Source organism: Falsarthrobacter nasiphocae (genome assembly GCF_031456275.1).
Taxonomy (GTDB): Bacteria; Actinomycetota; Actinomycetes; order Actinomycetales; family Micrococcaceae; genus Falsarthrobacter; species Falsarthrobacter nasiphocae.
Genome location: NZ_JAVDUI010000001.1, coordinates 224,999 through 245,528, shown reverse-complemented (window position 1 = coordinate 245,528; position 20,530 = coordinate 224,999). Strand labels below are relative to the sequence as shown.

Below are 20,530 nucleotides of genomic sequence, written 5' to 3'. Positions count from 1 at the left end.
GGTCTGTGTTCATCGTCTCATGTCGCCTGCCGCGCCTGACCTTCGGTGCCCGGCCGAACAGGGTTATCCACGTTTTCTCCGTCTGCGGCGCGGGGGCTCGGCGAACGCGGCACCCTGGGGCCATGGCTACTTCACATGAGACAGAGACACTGGGCGAGGAGCGCGCGGACGTCATCGTCCGCAGCGTCATCCGGGCCCTGGGATACCGGCCTCGCAACTCGCTCGTCCTCCTCGTTGTCGACGGCATGGAGGCCGGGCCATGCCTTCGGGTCGACCTGCCGTACGGGTCGGAGGACATGGACGCCTTCGGGCGCCAGCTTGTGGCCCAGCTGCCGGGGGAGTGCGCGGGCAAGGGGCTCGTCCTCCTGTGCTTTGAGGACACGTTCGGCCCGTCCCCCGAGTGGTACCGCCAGGTCTTTCTGGGCGTGTGCGAGGCCGCGGACGAGGCGGGCCTCGTGGGCCGCGGCATCCTCTGGGTGGCCTCGAGCGGCGCCGAGCTGGACGCGGGCCGGTCGGAGGAGCCTGCGGAGGAGAGGGACGAGGCCGCCGAGGGGCCGGAGTTCCAGCGGGCCATGCGCGCGGTGGAGGACGTGGAGGAGCGCGGCCCCGTCCTCACGCCCGCCGCCCGGGCGCAGTGGCGGGAGGCCCTCGGGCCCCTGTTCGTCCCCGTGGACGCTGCGGTGAGGGAGCAGTACCCCCTGTCTGCGTCACCGTTGGATGTTGAGTGTCCGCGCCTGCTGGGCGTGGGGCTCCTGACGCGCCAGTGCGCGCCCGGCGAGAGTATGGGGGCGGCGGCGTCCGTGCTTGTCGTCGAGGCGCTGGAGCACCTGCTGACAGTCATGGGGCGCGAGCACCTCGACGAGCCCGAGGTCTCGCTGCCCGCCTCGGCGGTGTCGCTCTTCCTCGGTGCCATTGTGCTGCCGAGCGGACTGGAGCTCGTTCTCCGCGCGGCGCTCGGTGGGCGTACGGCTGCCCTGGACTGCGCAGCGCGGCGGCACGTCGGCGTTCCGGCCTTCGGACGGGTCGTGCCCCCCGAGGCGACGGCCCTGGCCGAGCTTCTCGTGGACCCGCCGGAGGATCCGTGGAGCGCTGGGGCGTGGTGGTCCCGGTCGGGAACCCTCACGGCAGAGGAGGGGCTGGGCCCCCGGGAGGCGGCGGTCATGGAGGATGTGCAGGGCAGTGGTGACCTCATCCTGACGGACACGGACTTCCGCGCGGCGCTGAGTATCGGCGGGCTGGAAGACGCTCTGCGGGCGGACGTGCCATCCGCTGATGACGACGTCGACGCCTTGCGGCGCCTCGCCCTCCTCCTGGCCCAGGTGGCACCGCCCTACGCGGCGCGCCGTCTCCACTGCCTCGTCGCGTGGTCACTCTGGGCGCAGGGGGACGCGGAGGCCGCCCATTGGCACCTCGAGTTCACCCGCAACGTGCGTGGGCTCCTGGATGATCCGTGGGCGGAGGTCTTGGGAGCTCTCTTCGCGCACAAAGCGGACAGGCAGCGGCGCGGCCGCGGGCATCCGGAGGGGGGGATGAGGCAGGTCGGGGGATGACGCGGCGGGCCAGCCTATTCCGGGAGGGGCGACCACGGGGCGGCGGGGACGGGGCGGGGGCGCGGGCGTGGTCCAGAGGCGCGGACAGTCGTGGCATACTAGTGCCTGAAGACCCCGTCAAGTACCTCTTCGTCACATCTCGTCACATCTCAGCCGCTCCACGCCGCGCTTTGCGCGCTGCGAGCCACCGGCAGGGAATAGAGGACGGGCCTGGAAGCGTTGATCTCTACCCTGAGACCAATACGTCCTAGGGCGTGACAGAGGTGTTGCCAAGGTCCCGGTGCGCTGTCGATGCGCTATGGGCTTGGACGCGCTTGACAGGGTCATACTGGCGTTCCGCAAGTTACCGCGCGCCGGCCGTCGCCACGAAAGGGAACCATGAGTCCGACAGCCAAGAAGTCAGCCCCCGAGGCACCCGCCGACCTCCCCGCGGGCGAGTCCCCCGCCTCATCGCAGGACACCACGGCTGACGGCTCGAGCGCGGCACCCGCGGCGAAGAAGGCCGCACCAAAGACCTCCGCGTCCCGGACGGCGGCGACGAAGACGGCCGCGAAGAAGACGCCGGCCACGAAGGCCACATCCTCCAAGCCGGCAGCGGCCAAGACCGCGGCCGCCAAGACGACCTCCGCGAAGGCGGCTGCCGCAGCAGACGACGTCGCCGAGGGGGAGTCAGCGGAGGCCGCGCCCAAGGCCACTCGCGCACGCAAGACCACGGCCACGAAGACGGCTGCTGCGAAGACGACGGCCCCCAAGACCGCCGCCTCGACGACGAAGGCCGCTTCCGCGAAGGCCCAGGCCTCGAAGGCCGCCGCGTCAAAGGCCTCCGCCGAGGACACGGCAGAGACCGAGGGCGGGCTCGAGGAGAACGAGGCCGAGGCCCCCGCCAAGAAGCCGGCCACCCGCACGCGCCGCACGTCGGCCGCCAAGACGGCCAACGCCCCGGTCAAGGCAGCCGCCAAGGCCCCTGCCAAGGAGTCCATCGAGGCAGAGTCGGCGGAGGAGGACGCGCCCCTCGGCGAGGAGCCCGCCGAGGACACTGCGGCAGAGAAGGACACCGGTTCCGGGTTCACGTATTCCGACGCTGACGACGACGACGCGCCCACGCAGCAGGTCCTCGTCGCAGGCGCCACGGCCGACCCCGTCAAGGACTACCTCAAGCAGATCGGCAAGGTCGCACTCCTCAACGCGGAGCAGGAGGTGGACCTCGCGCTGCGGATCGAAGCCGGCCTCTACGCGGGCAAGAAGCTCGAGGAGAACCCGGACATCGATCCGAAGCTCAAGCGAGAGCTCCTGTGGATCATTCACGACGGCAAGCGCGCCAAGAACCACCTCCTAGAGGCCAACCTCCGCCTCGTCGTCTCCCTCGCCAAGCGGTACACGGGGCGCGGCATGCTCTTCCTCGACCTCATCCAGGAAGGCAACCTCGGCCTCATCCGCGCGGTTGAGAAGTTCGACTACACCAAGGGCTTCAAGTTCTCCACGTACGCCACGTGGTGGATCCGGCAGGCCATCACCCGCGCCATGGCGGACCAGGCCCGCACCATCCGCATTCCCGTGCACATGGTCGAGGTCATCAACAAGCTCGCCCGCGTCCAGCGCCAGATGCTTCAGGACCTGGGCCGTGAGCCCACGCCGGAGGAGCTCGGCAAGGAGCTCGACATGACCCCGGAGAAGGTCGTCGAGGTCCAGAAGTACGGGCGGGAGCCCATCTCCCTGCACACGCCGCTCGGCGAGGACGGGGATTCGGAGTTCGGCGACCTGATCGAGGACTCGGAAGCCGTCGTCCCGGCAGACGCCGTGAGCTTCACCCTGCTTCAGGAGCAGCTCCACTCGGTCCTCGACACACTCTCCGAGCGCGAGGCCGGCGTCGTGGCCATGCGCTTCGGCCTGACCGACGGCCAGCCGAAGACTTTAGACGAGATCGGCCGCGTCTACGGCGTGACGCGCGAGCGCATCCGCCAGATCGAGTCCAAGACGATGTCCAAGCTGCGCCACCCCTCCCGGTCTCAGGTGCTCCGCGACTACCTGGACTGACCCCAGGGCAGGCCCTTCCGGCCTCGTCCCAGATACACAAAGGCGGCCGGCCCCGCACGGGGCCGGCCGCCTTGTTCTTTTCCGGTTCGCTCGTCGTCGAAGCGGTCTACGGCGTGCCTAGTCGTCGAAGCGGTCCACGGCGTCGAGGCGCCCGGACTCGTCAATCCACTCGGCGGCCTTGGGGCGCAGGGTGTCTTCGACATCGCGCCCGTGGTGGGCGCAGAAGAGGAGCTCGCCGCCGCTGCTCAGAACAGCGCGCACGTAGGCCTGCGCGCCGCACCGGTCGCAGCGGTCCTTGGCTGTCAGGGTCGGGGCGGCAAGGGCGGTGCTCATGTGAATGGGGCCTTCCTGGTGGGGACATCGTCCTCGTCGGACGGGCACGTGGCCCGGGACGAGGATCGCAATAGATACCATGGAATCATGCGGACCCGCGCCGAGAGCCGCTGGGCGCCGCTGTTTTGCTCATCGCGTACTCGCGGCTGAGTTCCCGTCCCCGAGGAAGTTCACGTGGCCCAGACCAGTTCCGCCTACAACGCCCGCCACCTCTCCGTCCTGGAGGGTCTCGAGGCGGTGCGGAAGCGTCCAGGCATGTACATCGGGTCCACGGACTCGAGAGGCCTCATGCACTGCCTCTGGGAGATCATCGACAACTCGGTCGACGAGGCCCTCGGCGGCCACGCCCAGAACATCCGCGTGCTCCTGCACGCGGACGGCAGCGTCGAGGTGCACGACGACGGCCGCGGCATCCCCGTCGACGTCGAGCCCCGCACGGGCCTGAGCGGCGTGGAGGTCGTCTTCACCAAGCTCCACGCCGGCGGCAAATTCGGCGGCGGCTCCTACGGCAGCTCCGGCGGCCTGCACGGCGTGGGCGCCTCCGTGGTCAACGCCCTCTCCGAGCGGCTCGACGTCCAGGTGGACCGCGGCGGCAAGACGTACCAGATGTCCTTCCGTCGCGGCGAGCCTGGTCGCTTCGCGGACGGGAGCCGTCCTCGCGCGGACGCCCCGTTCGAGCCGTTCACCTCGGTGAGCGAGCCCGAGGTGGTCGGCAAGGCCAAGCGCGGCGTCACGGGCACCCGCATCCGGTACTGGGCGGACCCGCACATCTTCACCCCGGACGCGCAGTTCAAGTTCGACGAGCTCGTCAACCGCGTCCGCCAGACCTCCTTCCTCGTTCCGGGGCTGCGGCTGACGATCGTCGACGAGCGCCGCCGCCCGGGCACCCCGGGCGAGCACGGTCCCGTCGAAGAGACGTTCCAGCACGACGGCGGCATCACTGAGTTCGTGGACCACCTCGCGGTCGACGGCGCCGTCACGGACGTGTGGCGCCTGACCGGGCACGGGTCCTTCACCGAGCGCGTGCCGGTCATCGACGCGGCCGGTGCCTCCCGCATGGAGGACTTGGAGCGCTCTTGCGAGGTGGACATCGCTCTGCGCTGGGGGGTCGGCTATGACACCAACCTGCGCTCGTTCGTGAACATCATCTCCACGCCCAAGGGCGGAACCCATGTCACGGGCTTCGAGCAGGCCCTGCTCAAGACGCTCCGCAAGGGCGTTGAGGCCAACGCCCGCCGCCTTAAGGCAGGCAATGACAAGGTGGAGAAGGACGACGTCCTGGCGGGTCTGACCGCCGTCGTCACCGTGCGTCTCCCGGAGCCGCAGTTCGAGGGACAGACCAAGGAGATCCTCGGCACGAGCGCCGTGCGGCAGATCGTCGCGAAGGTCGTGGAGAAGGAGCTCTCGGCGCGTCTCAACGCGACATCCCGCGCGGACAAGGCTCAGGCGAGCCTGCTGCTGGAGAAGGTCGTCTCCGAGATGAAGTCGCGCATCTCCGCGCGCCAGCACAAGGAGACGCAGCGCCGAAAGAACGCCCTCGAGACGAGCTCCCTGCCCGCCAAGCTGCTCGACTGCCGCACGGACGACGTCGCTCGCAGCGAGCTCTTCATCGTCGAGGGAGACTCCGCGCTCGGTACGGCCCGGCACGCCCGGAACTCGGACACGCAGGCCCTCCTGCCGATCCGCGGCAAGATCCTCAACGTCCAGAAGGCGAGCGTGGCGGACATGCTCTCGAACGCCGAGTGCGCGGCCCTCATCCAGGTGGTCGGCGCTGGCTCGGGTCGCTCGTTCGACATCGAGGCGGCCCGCTACGGGAAGATCGTCCTCATGACGGATGCCGACGTGGACGGCGCCCACATCCGCACGCTCCTCCTGACGCTCTTCTTCCGGTACATGCGGCCAATGGTCGAGCACGGGCGCGTCTACGCGGCGGTGCCCCCGCTGCACCGGATCGAGGTCGTTCGCCGAGGAAAGCCGAACGAGTACGTGTACACGTACTCGGAGGCGGAGCTGCACCGCCGCCTGGGCGAGCTCCGGGACGCGGGGGAGAGCATCAAGGAGCCCATCCAGCGCTACAAGGGCCTGGGCGAGATGGACGCGGACCAGTTGGCGGAGACGACGATGGACCCGGCCCACCGCACTCTGCGCCGCGTGCGGATCGAGCACGCCGAGGCGGCCGAGCGGGCGTTTGATCTCCTCATGGGCTCCGACGTCGCCCCGCGCAAGGAGTTCATTATCTCCGGCGCCTCGCACTTGGACCGGGAGCGGATCGACGCCTAGCCCGTCACCCGTGTCAGAAGGCGGGCCGCGCGGCGCACCGTCCGGCCTGCGAGCGGGCTGGCGGGAGCCGCGGCCTGCCTGAGGGCGGCCTTCGTCGTCGTCCCCTCGGAGTGCCCGAGCCCGGGGTGAGGCGCGCCGGTGTTGGAGCTGGCGACGACGAGCAGCGCCCGGGCGATGTCCGCCGGCTCGTGGCGGCGCACCGCGAAGTCGTCGGCGAGGTACTCGATGAGCTCGGCAACCGCCTCGAGGGCCAGGCGTGCCGTCGGAAGCCAGGGGAGGGCGGTGCGCCACGCGGAGAACGCCCAGATGAGCACGTCGTGCCGCTGGTCCAGGTGCGCGCGCTCGTGATCGAGGACGGCCGCGAGCTCCGCCGGGGAGAGGGCCGTGAGGATGCCGTCGGTCACGACCGTGATCGAGCCGCCCGTCGAGGGCAAGCAGTAGGCGAGGGGAAGGGCGGACTCGACGACAAGCCGGTTCCGCTCATCCGGCGCCTCATGCGCCACAAGCCGCAGGGCTGCAAGGTGTCTCGCACGCCGTGCCCGCATCCGCAGCCCGGTCAGGGCGAGGGTGAAGACGAGGTGTGCGAGAAGGAGAGCGCCGCAGCCGAGGGCAATGAGGTGCGCGGCCCCCTCGGGCGGCAGGAAGGCGCCATCGCGCGTGAGTCCGACGACGCGCCTGACGGCAGCGAGAGGCGAGGGACCGAAGGGGGCGAGGCCCCACGCGAGGATGGCACCGATCATGCTCAGTCCGCCCAGGAGCCCCACGCCCTGCCACACGACCATCGCAGCGCGGGGCCTGCGGGCTGGCCACGAGGCGCGCGAGAGGAGGACCGGCACGGGCCAGGCCAGGGCGATGGCCACGGCCGCGAGGACCCAGGCAGCCAGGATCATGGGGCGGAGGTCACGGTACGGCGGCGGTCCGCGCGCAGGCTACGGCTGGTGGAGGAGGCGGCGCAGGAGCTCTGCCTCCTCGGCGCTGACGTGGCCGACGAAGCGCGCGAGGGCGGCCTCACGGTCATCCGAGGCCTCAAGGACCTCGGACATGAGGTCCGCGGTGTGCGCGGCGCGGTCCTGAACGGCCGAGTAGCGGTGGGGGCGGGCCGAGCGCTCGCGCCGGACGAGGTTCTTCTTCTCGAGGCGGGAGAGAACCGTGAGGACCGTGGTCACGGCGACGTCACGGACGCCGCCGTTCGCGAGGGCGTCCCTGATCTCGGTGGCCGAGAGGGGGTGATCGGGCTCAGACCAGAGGCGGTTCATGATGTCGCGCTCGAGGTCGCCGAGATGTCCCATGGTCCCTCTCCGTGTGTCTGTGGGGGCTGAACGCCGCCCGAGAGCGGCCCCGATGTTAGGACCTTAGTGTACAGCACCCTCTACGCCGCGTAGAAGGGGGAGGGTCGACGCACTGGTCGATGTGAGGCACTGCGGAGCGCGGAGTATGATGGAAGCAAACTTCTACGACGTGTAGAAGTCAATCCTTCGTGTCACTAAGGAAACCCTGTGGAAGCACTCGAAATTGCACGGTGGCAGTTCGGCATCACGACCGTCTACCACTTCCTCATGGTGCCTCTGACCTTGGGCCTCGGAGTGACCACCGCCGCGCTCCAAACGGTGTGGGTCAAGACCGGCAAGCCTGAGTTCAAGCGCATGACCAAGTTCTGGGGAAAGCTCTTCCTCATCAACTTCATCGTCGGAGTCGTCACGGGCCTGGTGCAGGAGTTCCAGTTCGGCATGGCCTGGAGCGAGTACAGCCGCTTCGTGGGTGACGTCTTCGGCGCGCCCCTTGCCATGGAGGCCCTCCTCGCCTTCTTCGTGGAGTCCACGTTCTTGGGCCTGTGGATCTTCGGCTGGGACCGCCTCTCCCCGAAGATCCACCTGGCCACGATCTGGGCCGCGGGCATCGCCACCTGGCTCTCCGCCTACTTCATCATCGTCGCGAACTCGTGGATGCAGCACCCGGTCGGCGTGGAGATGGTGGACGGTCGCCCCGTCATGACGGACGTCGTCGCGGTCCTGACCAACAACACCGCACTCCTCGCCTTCGCCCACACCATCACGGGCGCCCTCGCCGTGGCGGGCAGCTTCCTCCTCGGTATCGCCTGGTACCACTTGTGGCGCCGCCGCCGCGACGGCATTGACACGGTGGACGCCCAGGGCAAGGTCGTCGTCGGAGAGCACCGCGCCTCCGGCCGCGACGCCACGGATCACAAGGTCTGGATCAAGTCCGCGCGCATCGGCGCCGTCATCGCCATGATTGCGTTCGCCGGCGTGGCCGTGACGGGCGACTTCCAGGCCAAGCTCATGTTCCACCAGCAGCCCATGAAGATGGCCGCGGCCGAGGCGGCGTGCCACGACGGCACCGGCTTCTCCGTCCTCTCCGTCAATCCGATTGGCGATGGCCAGAGCTGCGACAACGTCAAGGCCGTCATCGAGGTCCCGGGCCTGCTCAGCTTCCTCGCCAACGGTGACTTCGACACGAACGTCAAGGGCGTCAACACGCTCGTCCCTGAGTACCAGGAGAAGTACGGAACGACCGTTCCCGACAATCCGATCTACGGTGAGCGGGCCGGGCAGAAGGTGGACTACGTGCCCGTCATGTACGTGACCTACTGGGGCTTCCGCATGATGATCACGTTCGGCGCCATCGCCGCGCTCGTGGCGTTCATCGCCTGGTTCATTCTTCGCAAGGGCACCGTTCCGGAGAGCGTCTGGCTCATGCGGGCTGCGGTCGTCTCGATTCTCGCTCCCTTCGGCGCCAACTCGGCCGGGTGGATCTTCACCGAGATGGGGCGCCAGCCGTTCGTCGTCGCCCCCAACCCGGACCCCTCCGGCATTGACCAGGTGTTCATGTTCACGGCCGCGGGCGTCTCATCCGGCGTCACGGCGGCGGAGATCCTCACCTCGCTTGTGGTGCTCACGCTCGTCTACGGCGTGCTGGCCATCCTTGAGGTCAAGCTCCTTGTGAAGTTCGTGCGCGGCGGCGTGCCGAGCGCCATGCCCGAGCTCCTCGCCCAGGATTCCGACGACGAAGCGGGAGGCAAGCCCAAGCGCGACGTCCTCTCGTTCGCCTACTAGGAGGTCGCCATGTTGGACACCATCTGGTTCATTCTCATCGCGGTCCTCTGGATCGGCTACCTGTTCCTCGAGGGCTTCGACCTCGGGATCGGCATCCTGCTGCGCGCCCTCGGTCGCACGGACAAGGAGCGTCGCCTCATGATCAACACCATCGGCCCCGTGTGGGACGGCAACGAAGTCTGGCTGCTCACAGCGGGCGGCGCCACGTTCGCGGCCTTCCCCAAGTGGTACGCGTCCCTGTTCTCCACCCTCTACCTGCCGCTCACGCTCGTCCTCGTGGCGCTGATCTTCCGCGCCGTGGCCTTCGAGTACCGCGGCAAGGGCGTCTCCGAGACGTGGCGGAACTTCTGGGACTGGGCGCTCATGCTCGGCTCCCTTGTCGCGGCCGGCGGTGTCGGCGCCATGCTCGCGCTCTCGACGACGGGCCTGCCGATCAACGCGAACGGCGACCGCGCGGAAGGCCCCATCGTGGGCGCCATCCTCTACGGTCTCCTCGGCGCGGCGGCCGTCATCGGGTTCGCCGTGGCGCAGGGCCTGGCCTTCCTCTCTCTCAAGACCGAGGGCGAGATCCGGGTGCGTGCTCGCGCCTGGCTCAAGAAGGGCATCCTTCCCCTGGCGGCGCCCGCCGCCGTCTGGGCCATTCTCCTCGGCATCAAGACGGCGGACGTTGTCGGGCTGCTTCTCGTCGTTGTCGCGGCGGCCGCCCTCGTCTTCGCCTTCATGATGGCGCGGGCGGAGCAGGAGATGAAGACCTTCCTCGGCCTCGCAGGGTTCCTCGTGGCAGGCGTGTCGTCGATCTTCGTGTCCGCCTACCCGGTGGTCCTGCCCTCCACGATCGACCCGGCGTTCAACCTCACGGTCGAGAACGCGTCCTCGAGCCCCTACACGCTCGCGGTCATGACGGGCGTCGCGGCCTTCGGCGTCCCGCTTGTCCTCGCCTACCAGGCGTGGACGTACTGGGTCTTCCGCAAGCGCCTGCATGTGGATCACCTCCCTGAGCTCCACGACTTCCCGGCCCAGGTGCTCTCCGGCACCGCCTCGGGCAAGCGCTGATACGTGGGTTCTTCCTCGAAGCGGCCGTCGCTGCCAGTCTCCCGTCCTGTTCAGGCGGGTCTGGTGGCGGCGGCCGCCGCCCGTTCCGTCGGCATCATCGCCCTGGCCGAGGCCCTCGCTCGCGGCCTGGGCCTCGTGGGCCGGGCGGACATGCACACGATTCTTCTCCTCGCGGCCGCCGGGGCCGGGCTGCGCGGGCTCGCGGCCTGGGCCACGCCGTGGCTCGCGTCCCGGGCGGCGGCCGACGTCGCGGCGACGCACCGTCGTCGTCTCCTTGAGGCCCGCCTTGAGAGGCCGCACGCTCAAGGTGACATCGCCGACGTCTCCCTCGCGGGGCGCGGCATGCGGGACCTGACGCCGTACTTCTCGCAGTTCATCCCGGCCGCCGTCAACTCGGCCGTGGTCCCGATCTTCCTCCTGGCGCGGATTGCCTTCGCGGACCTGCCGTCGGCCATCGCCGTGGCCGTGACGCTGCCGCTCGTGCCCGTGTTCATGATCCTCATCGGCAAGTACACGGCGCACCGCACCGCAGACCTCTCCCAGGCGATCCGCACGCTGACGGACTCGGTTGCGGAACTGGCGCGCGGCCTGGCGGTCCTCGTCTCCCTGGGGCAGGCGGGCCGGCAGCGCCGAGGGCTTGAGCGCGTCTCCGGCGAGTACACGCGCAAGGTCATGCAAAGCCTCAAGGTGGCCTTCCTGTCCTCCCTGGCCCTGGAGCTCATCGCGACGATGTCCGTGGCGCTCGTCGCCGTCATCATCGGCATCCGCCTGCTCAGCGGGGACATCACGCTCTACGCGGGGCTCGTCGCGCTCATCATCGCGCCGGAGTGCTACACGCCGCTGCGCGAGGTCGGCGCCGCCTATCACGCGGCCGAGGACGGGCAGCACGCGCTCAAGCGGGCGCGGGGCGTCCTCTCCGAGTCCGGCCCGGCGTCCCGCGCGGCTGATGCCAGGATCGGCGCGTCCGGCGCCGCTTCACCGGGCGCCGCTCCGGCCCAGGCTGGCGCACGTGCGGAAGGAGCTGAAGCCGGGCCCGCCTCGGGCTGGCGAATCCGCGGCGACCTCTACCGCGGTGAGCGGCTCCTCGCGCCTCGTCTTGACCTCTCCATTCCGACGACGCCGGGCCTCACGGCGGTCGTGGGCCCCAGCGGGCGGGGGAAGTCCAGCCTGCTGGCGATCCTGACGGGCCTCGAGGCCGGTCAGCACGCCGAGGCCCCGCGACTCGACGGGGACGGCACCGGGCCCGAGAGCCTCTCCGTCCCGCAGGCCCCCGCCTTCACCGAGGACACCGTGCGCGCGGAGCTCGCGCTCTACGTCGGCGCCGCCGCGAGCCTTGTGCCTGTGGCCCGGCCGCTGGGGCTCGAGAGTCTCCTCGACGCCCCGACGTCCACGCTGAGCCCGGGGGAGCAGCGCCGCCTCGCGCTGGCCCGGGCCCTCCTCGCCGCGGCGCGCCGGCCGGGCGTGCCGCTCGTGCTCGACGAGCCCACGTCCCAGCTGGACGGGGACAACGCCGCCGCCGTGACCCGGCTTCTCGCGGAGGCCGCGCAGGAGCGGCGCGTCGTCGTCGCAACACACGATCTCGCGCTGGCAGCCCTCGCGGGCGAGACCATCACGATCGGCGGGCCGTCCGGTGACGGTAGCGACACCGCCCCCGACGAGGCGGGACCCGGTGCGCACCGGCCCGCCGAGACGCCTACTGCGGCCGCGGAGGCCCCCGCTGCCGGGGGAGAGGCGGCGGGCGACGGCTCGGACGCTCACCCCCAGGCCGGCCAGCCGGACAAGGCGTCGACGGGATCGCGCGCGGTGCCGATCTGGCGGGAGCGCAAGGTGCTCCTCGGCGTCTTCCTGGGGATCGTCTCCGCTGGGTGCGCCGCGGCGCTGACGGCACTGTCCGGGTGGCTGATCGTCCGGGCCTCGCAGCAGCCGGCCATCATGTACTTGTCCGTGGCCATCGTCGGCGTCCGCGCGTTCGGCCTGTTCCGCGCCGTGGCCCGGTACGGCGAGCGGCTCGCGACGCACGAGGGCATGCTCTCCGCCTCGGCGAGCCTGCGCCTGCGGCTGTGGGACGCGCTCGCGACGAGCCCCGCGCACTGGCGGTCCATCTCGCGGCGAGACGGCGGCACGGCCCTGCTCATCTCGTCCGTCGACGCGGTCCGTGACGCCGTGCCCCGTGCGATCATCCCCGCCGCGGGAGCGGCGTTCGTGTCCCTCGGGACCCTCGTCGTCTTCGCGGTCCTGGCCCCGGAGATGCTGTGGATCCCCGTCGCTTCCGTCCTCGTGGGCGGCCTCGGCGCGTCCTGGCTCGCGGCCCGCGCCGACCGGCGTGCCACTGCGATCATGGCCGAGCACGACGACTGGCTCTCCCGCCGCCTCGGCGTCCTCTACCGAGCGGCGCCGGACCTCGCGGGGGGCGGCGCCTCCGCCCGCGCGGTGGGTGCCTTTGCCGACGAGGACGCCCGGTTCGGGCGCGCCCTCCGGCAGGCGGCGCGGTCCCGCGGACTCGGCGCCCTCGTCGTCGTGGCGGCGCAGGCCTTCGCGGCAGCGGCCGTCGTCGTCCAAGGCCAGCCCGGCGGCGAGGGTGGCGTGCCGCTCGAGGCGACCGCCGCTCTGGCCCTGCTCATGGTGGCGCTCATTGACCCGTTCATCGCCCTGCTGGACGCGGTGCCGCAGGCGCGCGCGTGGCGGGAGAACGAGGCTCGGCTCCGGGCAGCGCTCGCCGATGCTGACGCCCCTGACACGAGGCGGCCGCGCGAGTACAGCGAGCCGCTGGCGGGACTCGGTGCGCGGGAGCTGGTCCTCGCCTACCCGAGCGGGCCTGCGATCGGCCCGATCACGAGCTTCAGCACCCCCGGGGCCTGGACGCTCATCACGGGGCCGAGCGGCTCCGGCAAGTCCACGTATCTCGACGCGCTGGCTGGGTTCAAGGCGCCCGACGCCGGGCAGATCGTCACGCCCTCAGGCCGTCACTCCGCGCATGCGCCCGACGCGTGGGTTCCAGCCACCGCGCTGGGCACCGTGACGTGGTGCCCCCAGGACGCGTACGTGTTCGACGCGCCCGTCGACTCGAACCTCCGCCTGGCCCGCGAGGACCTCACGGACGCCGAGATTCGGGATGCGCTCAGCCTTGTCGGGCTCGGGGACATGGACCCCTCGCGGCCTGCCGGGCCGGGCGGTTCGTGGCTCTCCGGCGGCGAGCGGCAGCGCCTGTCAGTGGCCCGCGGGCTCGTGCGCGGCGCGGACGTCTTCCTCCTGGATGAGCCCACGGCCCATCTGGATCACGACGGCGCGGCGCGGCTCGTGGCTGACCTCGGCGAGGCGCTCCGGGGCCGCACGGTGATCGTCGTGGCCCACGGCGACTTCGCGCAGCTTGCCCCGAACCTCCCGATGGCGCGCCATGAGGTCTCTCACTAGCGCCCCGCCACTGCCGATGGAGGGTTTCGAATATTTCGAATAGAGTAGACTTCTACTAGGAAGGGGGCCCACATGGCATCCATCGTTTCGTCGGAACGCTCGACGTTCATTCCATCTGCGGCACAGCAAGAGGAACTTGAGGCCTTCTCCCGGTTCCTGGAGAACGCGCCTAGTGCCGCCAATCGCGGTCCCGCCAAACTTGTGAGCCAGACTGGTGAAGTGCGGGAGCTGCCCGCCCCGCTGTATCGCATCTTGGTTGAGATCGTCGACGCTCTCTCTGCGGGCCGAGGTGTGTCGGTTATGCCTAACGAGCAGCAGATGACTACGCAGCAGGCAGCGGACTTCCTAGCCATGTCGCGGCCATCCCTCGTCAAGCTCCTCGAGTCCGGTGACATTCCGTTCATCAAAGTGGGCAGACACCGGCGAGTCAAACTCAGCGACCTGGTGGCCTATGAATCGCGCCTGACCGAAGTGCGGCGAGAACTCCTTGACTCGATGTCACAAGAAGGATTCGCGAGTGGGCACTACTTTCAGGTGCCGACGCAGGGGCGTTCGAGCGAGTAGTGGGACGTGGCGTTTAGAGTTCTTGTGGAGGCGTGTGTTCTCGTGCCGATGCCGACGACTGACATATTATTGCGCTTGGCGAACGAGAAAACGTTTCACCTGATGTCGTCGAGAGACATTTTGGAGGAGGTTGAGCGAAATCTGGTGGATGCTATCGGTCTGAGCCCAATTCACGCGCGCAGGAGGCTTGAGTCCATGCAGCTATCCTTCCCGACCGCCATGGTTGAGGGCTTCGATGACTTGACTGATTCCATGACGAACGACCCGAAAGATCGCCACGTCCTCGCTGCAGCGGTTCGTGGCATCGCGGAACTGATCGTGCCTTCAAACGTCAAGGACTTCCCCCGAGCGGCGTGCGCCCCGTATGACATCGACGTACGAACCCCGGATGACTTTCTGACGGACCAGCTCGACCTATATCCGACAAAGACATTGAAGGTGCTCAACGACGCGCACCTGTCCCTCATCAATCCGCCTATTCCGCGCGACGAGTACCTTGAAGGCCTGGAAGCATGTGGATTGAACATCTTAGTCAGCACTGTGCGGTCGCTGCTCTAGCTCCGCCTCGCTGGGTCCGCCGACGTCAGGGGTGCCGCGGGGTTCAACGTGGGCTGGAATCATTTGCCCAGGGGCCCGGCAATACGTCGCTGCTCATGCCGAAGAAGCTAGCCAATCGCCCCTGCGCGTTCCTGGCCATATGACCCGCGGCCAGCTCGCCCCTTAAGAACGGCGGCACTTGATGAGCAGAGGGGCGGCCAACCCCATCGGCTTGATCAGAACAGGGACTCACCCGCTCCGCCACCCGCGGCGTTGGGCCCCGCGGTGCCGTCGTCGGAGGAGGAAGCGCCGGCCGCCGCTCCGCCATCCGGCGCGCGGCCACCCGTGGCCAGTCGCGGAGCGTCCGCCGCCGAGAGCATCGAGCCGCCGATGAGGTCGATGCTGTGCTGCAGCGGCACGCCGGAGCCGTCGCGGCGCCCGTACTCGGTGGGCAGGACGCGGTGGACGCCGTTCTTGGAGCTTGCCCGCGCGGGGATGGGGCCCACATAGCCGAGGGACAGGCCTTCCTCGCCCTTGAGGAAGCGGTGCGCCCGGACGCCGGCCGTGGCGCGGCCCTTGACGGGGAACTCGTCCGCGTCCGTGAGCTTGACGGACCCGGAGGAGAGGCCAGGCAGGGCGTCGTCCGGTTTGGAGACGGTCACGACCACGTTCTTCTGCGCGGGATCCACGACCCCGAACGCGATGACCGCATCCCCCTCGGCGAGCTTGATGCCCGCCATGCCGCCGGCCGTGCGCCCCTGGGCCCGGACCGCGGAGGCGGGGAAGCGCAGCAGCTGAGCGCGCTCGGTGAGGAACGCGAGGTCGGCGTCGTCGGGCGCGATGTGCGCTGCCACCACAGAGTCCCCGGGCTTGAGGGAGATGGCCTCCCACTCGTCCGAGTTGAGCGGGTACTCCGGGTTGACGCGCTTGACCACGCCGTTGCGCGTGCCGAGCGCGATGACCCGGTCCAGTGGCACAAGGGCCACGACGCTCTCGCCCTTGGCCAGCGCCGCGTAGTCCGCGACCTTGCCGCCGCTCGTCAGGCTCGGCAGCCCCTTGGGCCCGGCCGCGAAGGACGGCATGTCCAGCACGGGCAGGCGGACCATGCGCCCGCGGTCCGTGAGGACGGCGATCTCGGCCCGCGCGGTCGTCGGAACCACGGAGAGCAGGACGTCGTGCTTGGCGCGCGGCGTCTCGTCCGAGACGGGCTCGTCCGTGAGCGTGCGGCCGATGAGCCCGGTGGCCGTGAGGACGGCGAAGCACGGGTCGTCGGCGATCTTCAGGCTCAGCGGCGCCGCCTTGGACGCGGGCCCGCCGGTGAGCGCGGGGCTCGTGCCCGGCAGGGGAGCGTCGTCGGCCGTTTCCTTGAGGACCGTGCGCCGCTCCGTCCCGTGCTCCTCGGCGAGGGCCGCGAGCTCGTCCGAGACGACCTGCCGCAGCCGGGAGTCAGAGGCGAGGATCTCCTCGAGCTCCGCGATGGCGGCCCGCAGCTCGTCCCGCTCCCGCTCCAGGTCGATCCGCGAGAACTTCGTCAGCTGCCGCAGCCTGAGCTCGAGAATGTACTCCGCCTGGACCTCGCTCAGGTCGAAGATCTGGATGAGCCGGCGCTTGGCCTCAGCGGAGTCGTCCGAGGAGCGGATGATCTCGATGACCTCGTCAATGTCGACGAGGGCGAGGAGGAGGCCGTCGACGAGGTGCAGGCGGTCCTGCTTCTTCTGAAGGCGGAAGGCCGTGCGGCGCCGGACCACGTCCAGCCGGTGGTCCGTGTACACGCGGAGCAGGTCCAAGAGGCCCAGCGTCTGGGGCTGCCCGTCCACGAGGCACACGTTGTTGATGCCGAACGAGTCCTCCATCGGCGTGAACCGGTAGAGCTGCGCGAGGACCGCGTTGGGGTTGAAGCCGTTCTTGAGCTCGATGACGAGCCGCAGGCCGTGCTTGCGGTCCGAGAGGTCGATGACGTTGGCGATGCCCACGAGCTTCTTCGCGTTGACGGCGTCCTTGATCTTCTCGATCACCTTCTCCGGGCCGACGCCGTACGGGAGCTCCGTGACGACCAGCCCCGTCTTGCGCGGGCCGAGCTGCTCGATGGCCACGGCGGCGCGGGTCTTGAAGGTGCCGCGACCGGTCCGGTACGCGTCCCGGATGCCGTCCAGGCCCACGATGATGCCGCCGGATGGCAGGTCCGGGCCCGGCACGAGCGCCATGACGTCCTCGAGGCTTGCGGACGGGTTCTCGACGAGCAGGCGGGCCGCCGCCACGACCTCCCGCAGGTTGTGGGGGGCCATGTTCGTGGCCATGCCCACGGCAATGCCGGAGGCGCCGTTGACGAGGAGGTTCGGGAACGCGGCCGGCAGCACGGTGGGCTGGGTGAGCTGGCCGTCGTAGTTCGGCTCGAAGTCGACGACGTTCTCGTCGAGGTTGCTCGTCAGCGTGAGCGCGCTCGGGGCCAGCCGGGCCTCGGTGTATCGCGCCGCGGCCGGGCCGTCGTCGAGCGACCCGAAGTTGCCGTGCCCGTCGATGAGCGGAAGCCGCAGGGAGAAGCTCTGCGCCATGCGGACCATCGCGTCGTAGATGGCGCCGTCGCCGTGGGGGTGGAGCTTGCCCATGACCTCGCCCACGACGCGGGCGCTCTTGACGTGGCCCCGGTCCGGCCGGAGGCCCATCTCGCTCATCATGTAGAGGATGCGGCGCTGGACGGGCTTGAGGCCGTCGCGAGCGTCGGGCAGGGCCCGCGAGTAGATGACGGAATAGGCGTACTCGAGGAAGCTCGACTCCATCTCCTCGGCCACGTCCACGTCGATGATCGTGCCGTCGGCGGCCGAGTCAACCTGCCGGGACTTGGGTGCGGGGGCCATCGCTCAACCTCGATTGATCAGGGGAGAAAACGGACGCCTCACGGGGAAGCGCATTATTCTTATCCTATGGCGAAGCGGAGCAGAACACCGGACTACCCGGCTCACTGGGAGGCGGACGTCGTCCTGCGGGACGGCAGCACGGCGCGGTTGCGGCCCATCGTCCCGGACGACGCGGACGCGCTGCAGCGCTTCCATGTCGGCCAGTCCGAGAGCTCGATCTACCTGCGCTTCTTCACGTACAAGGCGCGGCTGTCCAGCAAGGAGCTCGCGAGGTTCACGCAGGTGGACTACGTGGACCGGGTCGCGTTCGTCATGACGCGCACGGAGCGCATCGTCGGCATCGGCCGCTACGACCGCCTGCCCGAGGACCCGGACTCGGCTGAGGTCGCGTTCAACATCGCGGACGCCTTCCACGGCAAGGGCCTTGGCTCCATCCTCCTCGAGCACCTCGCCGCCGCGGCCTGCGAGCGGGGGATCGAGCGCTTCACCGCGGAGGTCCTCCCCGAGAACCGCCAGATGCTCAAGGTGTTCATCGACGCGGGCTACGAGGTCTCGCGGCGGTTCGACGACGGGGTCATCGCCGTCGAGTTCGACGTCGCAGCCACCCCCAAGTCCCTCGAGGTCATGGCTTCCCGCGAGCAGCGGGCGGAGTCCTCCTCCGTGGCAGAGATCCTCACGCCGCGCTCCGTGGCCGTCATCGGCGCGAGCCGCACGTGGGGGAGCCTCGGACAGCGAGTCCTCGAGAGCGTCCTGGAGTCGGGCTTCACCGGCCCCGTGTACGCCGTGAACCCGGAGACCCTGGAGCTGGGCGGGCGGCTGAGCTACACGACCGTCGAGGAGATCCCGGACCCGGTGGACCTGGCCCTCGTCGTCGTCCCCCGATCCTCCTTGCGCTCCGTGGTGGAACAGTGCGGTCGCAAGGGGGTCAAGAGCGCGGTCATCCTCACCGATTCAGCGTTGGGCGACGACGAGGCGCACCGCCGCACGATTGCCGCGATCGTCAAGACGGCCCGGCGCTACGGAATGCGCATCGTGGGGCCCGCGAGCCTCGGCGTGCTCAACACGGACCCGGAGCGGCCCCTCAACGCGTCCGTCGCCAACTCCCTCCCGCTCGCGGGCCCCGTGGCCCTGTTCGCCCAGTCGGCCGCCATCGGCGTCATGCTCTACGCAGAGATGGGGCACCGCAACGTCGGCATCTCCGCGTTCTTCTCCGCCGGCCACCGGGCGGACCTCTCCGGCAACGACGCCATGCAGTACTTCGAGTCAGACCCTCGCTCCCGGGCCGTCGGCCTCTTCCTCGAGTCCATCGGCAACCCGCGCAAGTTCGCCCGGATCTCGCGGCGGCTGTCCGCGAGCAAGCCCGTCGTCGTCGCCAAGAGCCACGTCATGGGGTTCCGGCTCCAGGACGGCCACACCTTCGGCCAGACGCAGGCGCCGCCGCGGGCCTTCGAGGCGATGCTCCGGCAGTCCGGCATCATCCGCGTCACGAGCAACGAGGAGCTCGTGCGCGTCATGGCCTTCCTCGCCACCCAGCCCGTTCCCCGCGGACCGCGCGTCGGCATCCTGACGAACTCCGCGCCGCTCGGTCGCGTGGTTGCGGACGCTGCGGCCCTCGCAGGCCTTGAGGTCGCCGAGTCAGTGAGCGACGTCGATTTCTCCCGCGGGCTCTCCCGGGTCCTGCCCGCGCTGACCCGGCGCCTCGAAGAGCTCATGTCCGAGGTGGACGCGGTCATCGTCGCGCTCCTGCCGGTCGTGGGGCTGACGACGGAGCGCCTCGCGGAGGCCATCCATGCGGCGGGGCGAGCCACGGGCGTGCCCGTCGTCGCCTCCTTTGCCGGCATTGTTGACCAGGGGGTGCGGACAGAGGGAGTCCTGCCGGTCTCCGCACCCGCGCCGGACGCGCCCGAGGCCGGGGACGACCCGGACCTTGCGCTCGCCCCCGCCCAGCCCGGCCTGCCCACCTACAGCTCACCCGCCTCCGCAGTGCGCGTCCTGTCCCTCGCGAGCCGGTACGGTGCGTGGCGGGCCGAGGACCGGGGCGAGTTCGTGCAGGTCGAGGACGCAGACCCCTCCCGCACCCAGGCCGCCCTCCAAGCGGCCCTCACGCGCGGCAACGGGGGAGACCTCTCCCAGCTGACCCCAGAGGAGACCCACGAGGCCCTCGCCGGCTACGGCCTCAGCGTGCTGCCCGCCGTAGGCTTCCGCACCAAGGACGAAGCCGCGGCCGCCGCCGCCGACATCGGCTACCCCGTAGTCATCAAGCCCCTCGACGCCTCCCTGCGGCACCGCCTGGATCTCGGGAGCGTGGTCCTCAACATCGAGACCGAGGCCGCGCTGCGCCTCGCCGTGGACCAGATCCGCAGCGTCCTCAAGCGATACCTCCCCGAGGGCGAGCAGCCCGTCCTTGAGGTTCAGGCCATGGCCGACCCGGGCCAGGCGTGCCTCGTCCGCGCGGTCGAGGACCCGCTGCTCGGCCCCATCCTGAGCTTCGCGCTCGCGGGGGACTCCGCAGATCTGCTCGACGACTGGGCGTTCGCTGCCACGCCGATGACCGACGTGGATGTCCACGACCTCGTGCGGCGCCCCCGCGCCTCGGCCCGGCTGCGGCGAGATCCCCGGCTCGGCCCTGCGGACATCGCCGCCCTCGAGGACCTCGTTCGGCGCGTGGCGGCCCTCAAGGACGCACACCCCGAGCTCGCCCGGCTCGAGATCAACCCCGTCCTCGTGCACGGGACAGGGGCGACCGTGCTCGAGGCGACCCTCTGGGCGGCGAATCCCTCCCGGAGGCGGGACAGCGCCCGCAGGGCCCTGCGCGACGGCTGACTGCCCGAGGCCCCCTCCG

General features: G+C 70.0%; 13 protein-coding genes. 9 read left to right on the top strand and 4 right to left on the bottom strand.

Translation table 11 applies throughout. From position 1 onward, the window contains the following. Positions 1-122 precede the first annotated feature (122 nt). Together J2S35_RS01150 and J2S35_RS01145 are read left to right on the top strand one after the other, a co-directional pair. Positions 123-1,550 (top strand): DUF4192 family protein, encoded by a 1,428-nt coding sequence (locus tag J2S35_RS01150; RefSeq protein WP_309848889.1) that lies wholly within the window; start codon positions 123-125, stop codon positions 1,548-1,550. A gap of 378 nt (positions 1,551-1,928) precedes the next feature. Next, positions 1,929-3,584: an RNA polymerase sigma factor gene (locus tag J2S35_RS01145; protein WP_309848887.1), complete on the top strand. Its 1,656-nt coding sequence runs from the start codon at positions 1,929-1,931 to the stop codon at positions 3,582-3,584. Between the two features lie 117 nt (positions 3,585-3,701). On the opposite strand, the gene J2S35_RS01140 is transcribed toward J2S35_RS01145, so the two are convergent. Further along, positions 3,702-3,917 carry a DUF7455 domain-containing protein gene (locus tag J2S35_RS01140; RefSeq protein ID WP_309848886.1) on the bottom strand — a complete coding sequence of 72 codons (216 nt, stop codon included), beginning with the start codon at positions 3,915-3,917 and terminating at the stop codon, positions 3,702-3,704. A gap of 174 nt (positions 3,918-4,091) precedes the next feature. Here J2S35_RS01140 and J2S35_RS01135 point away from each other — a divergent pair, with 174 nt between their 5' ends. Further along, positions 4,092-6,197: a DNA gyrase/topoisomerase IV subunit B gene (locus J2S35_RS01135; protein ID WP_309848883.1), complete on the top strand. Its 2,106-nt coding sequence runs from the start codon at positions 4,092-4,094 to the stop codon at positions 6,195-6,197. On the opposite strand, the gene J2S35_RS01130 is transcribed toward J2S35_RS01135, so the two are convergent. Together J2S35_RS01130 and J2S35_RS01125 are read right to left on the bottom strand one after the other, a co-directional pair. Then, a complete protein-coding gene (locus tag J2S35_RS01130) occupies positions 6,194-7,087 on the bottom strand; it encodes a M56 family metallopeptidase (protein ID WP_309848881.1) in 894 nt (297 codons plus the stop codon). The two genes, J2S35_RS01135 and J2S35_RS01130, sit on opposite strands and share 4 nt — an antisense overlap. Positions 7,088-7,126: 39 nt before the next feature. Further along, a complete protein-coding gene (locus J2S35_RS01125; RefSeq protein WP_309848879.1) occupies positions 7,127-7,486 on the bottom strand; it encodes a BlaI/MecI/CopY family transcriptional regulator in 360 nt (119 codons plus the stop codon). Positions 7,487-7,693: 207 nt separating this feature from the next. Between J2S35_RS01125 and J2S35_RS01120 the strand changes: the two genes are divergently transcribed. The 5 genes from J2S35_RS01120 (at position 7,694) to J2S35_RS01100 (ending at position 14,854) form a co-directional block, all read left to right on the top strand. Beyond that, a complete protein-coding gene (locus J2S35_RS01120; RefSeq protein WP_309848878.1) occupies positions 7,694-9,268 on the top strand; it encodes a cytochrome ubiquinol oxidase subunit I in 1,575 nt (524 codons plus the stop codon). A gap of 9 nt (positions 9,269-9,277) precedes the next feature. After that, the gene (gene cydB / locus J2S35_RS01115) at positions 9,278-10,321 is read left to right on the top strand and encodes a cytochrome d ubiquinol oxidase subunit II (RefSeq protein WP_309848876.1); all 1,044 of its coding nucleotides are present in this window, start codon (positions 9,278-9,280) and stop codon (positions 10,319-10,321) included. A gap of 63 nt (positions 10,322-10,384) precedes the next feature. Beyond that, a complete protein-coding gene (cydC, locus tag J2S35_RS01110; protein ID WP_309848874.1) occupies positions 10,385-13,732 on the top strand; it encodes a thiol reductant ABC exporter subunit CydC in 3,348 nt (1,115 codons plus the stop codon). Positions 13,733-13,804: 72 nt separating this feature from the next. Then, positions 13,805-14,296: a helix-turn-helix domain-containing protein gene (locus J2S35_RS01105; protein ID WP_309848871.1), complete on the top strand. Its 492-nt coding sequence runs from the start codon at positions 13,805-13,807 to the stop codon at positions 14,294-14,296. Positions 14,297-14,302: 6 nt separating this feature from the next. Next, entirely contained in the window at positions 14,303-14,854 is a 552-nt protein-coding gene (locus tag J2S35_RS01100) for a PIN domain-containing protein (RefSeq protein WP_309848868.1), read from the top strand. A 215-nt stretch (positions 14,855-15,069) separates the two neighbouring features. Here J2S35_RS01100 and J2S35_RS01095 read toward each other — a convergent pair whose 3' ends face one another. Continuing rightward, entirely contained in the window at positions 15,070-17,688 is a 2,619-nt protein-coding gene (locus J2S35_RS01095) for a DNA gyrase/topoisomerase IV subunit A (RefSeq protein ID WP_309848865.1), read from the bottom strand. Positions 17,689-17,754: 66 nt separating this feature from the next. Between J2S35_RS01095 and J2S35_RS01090 the strand changes: the two genes are divergently transcribed. After that, positions 17,755-20,511, top strand: a complete 2,757-nt coding sequence (locus J2S35_RS01090) for a bifunctional acetate--CoA ligase family protein/GNAT family N-acetyltransferase (protein ID WP_309848862.1) — start codon at positions 17,755-17,757, stop codon at positions 20,509-20,511. Positions 20,512-20,530: the final 19 nt, after the last annotated feature.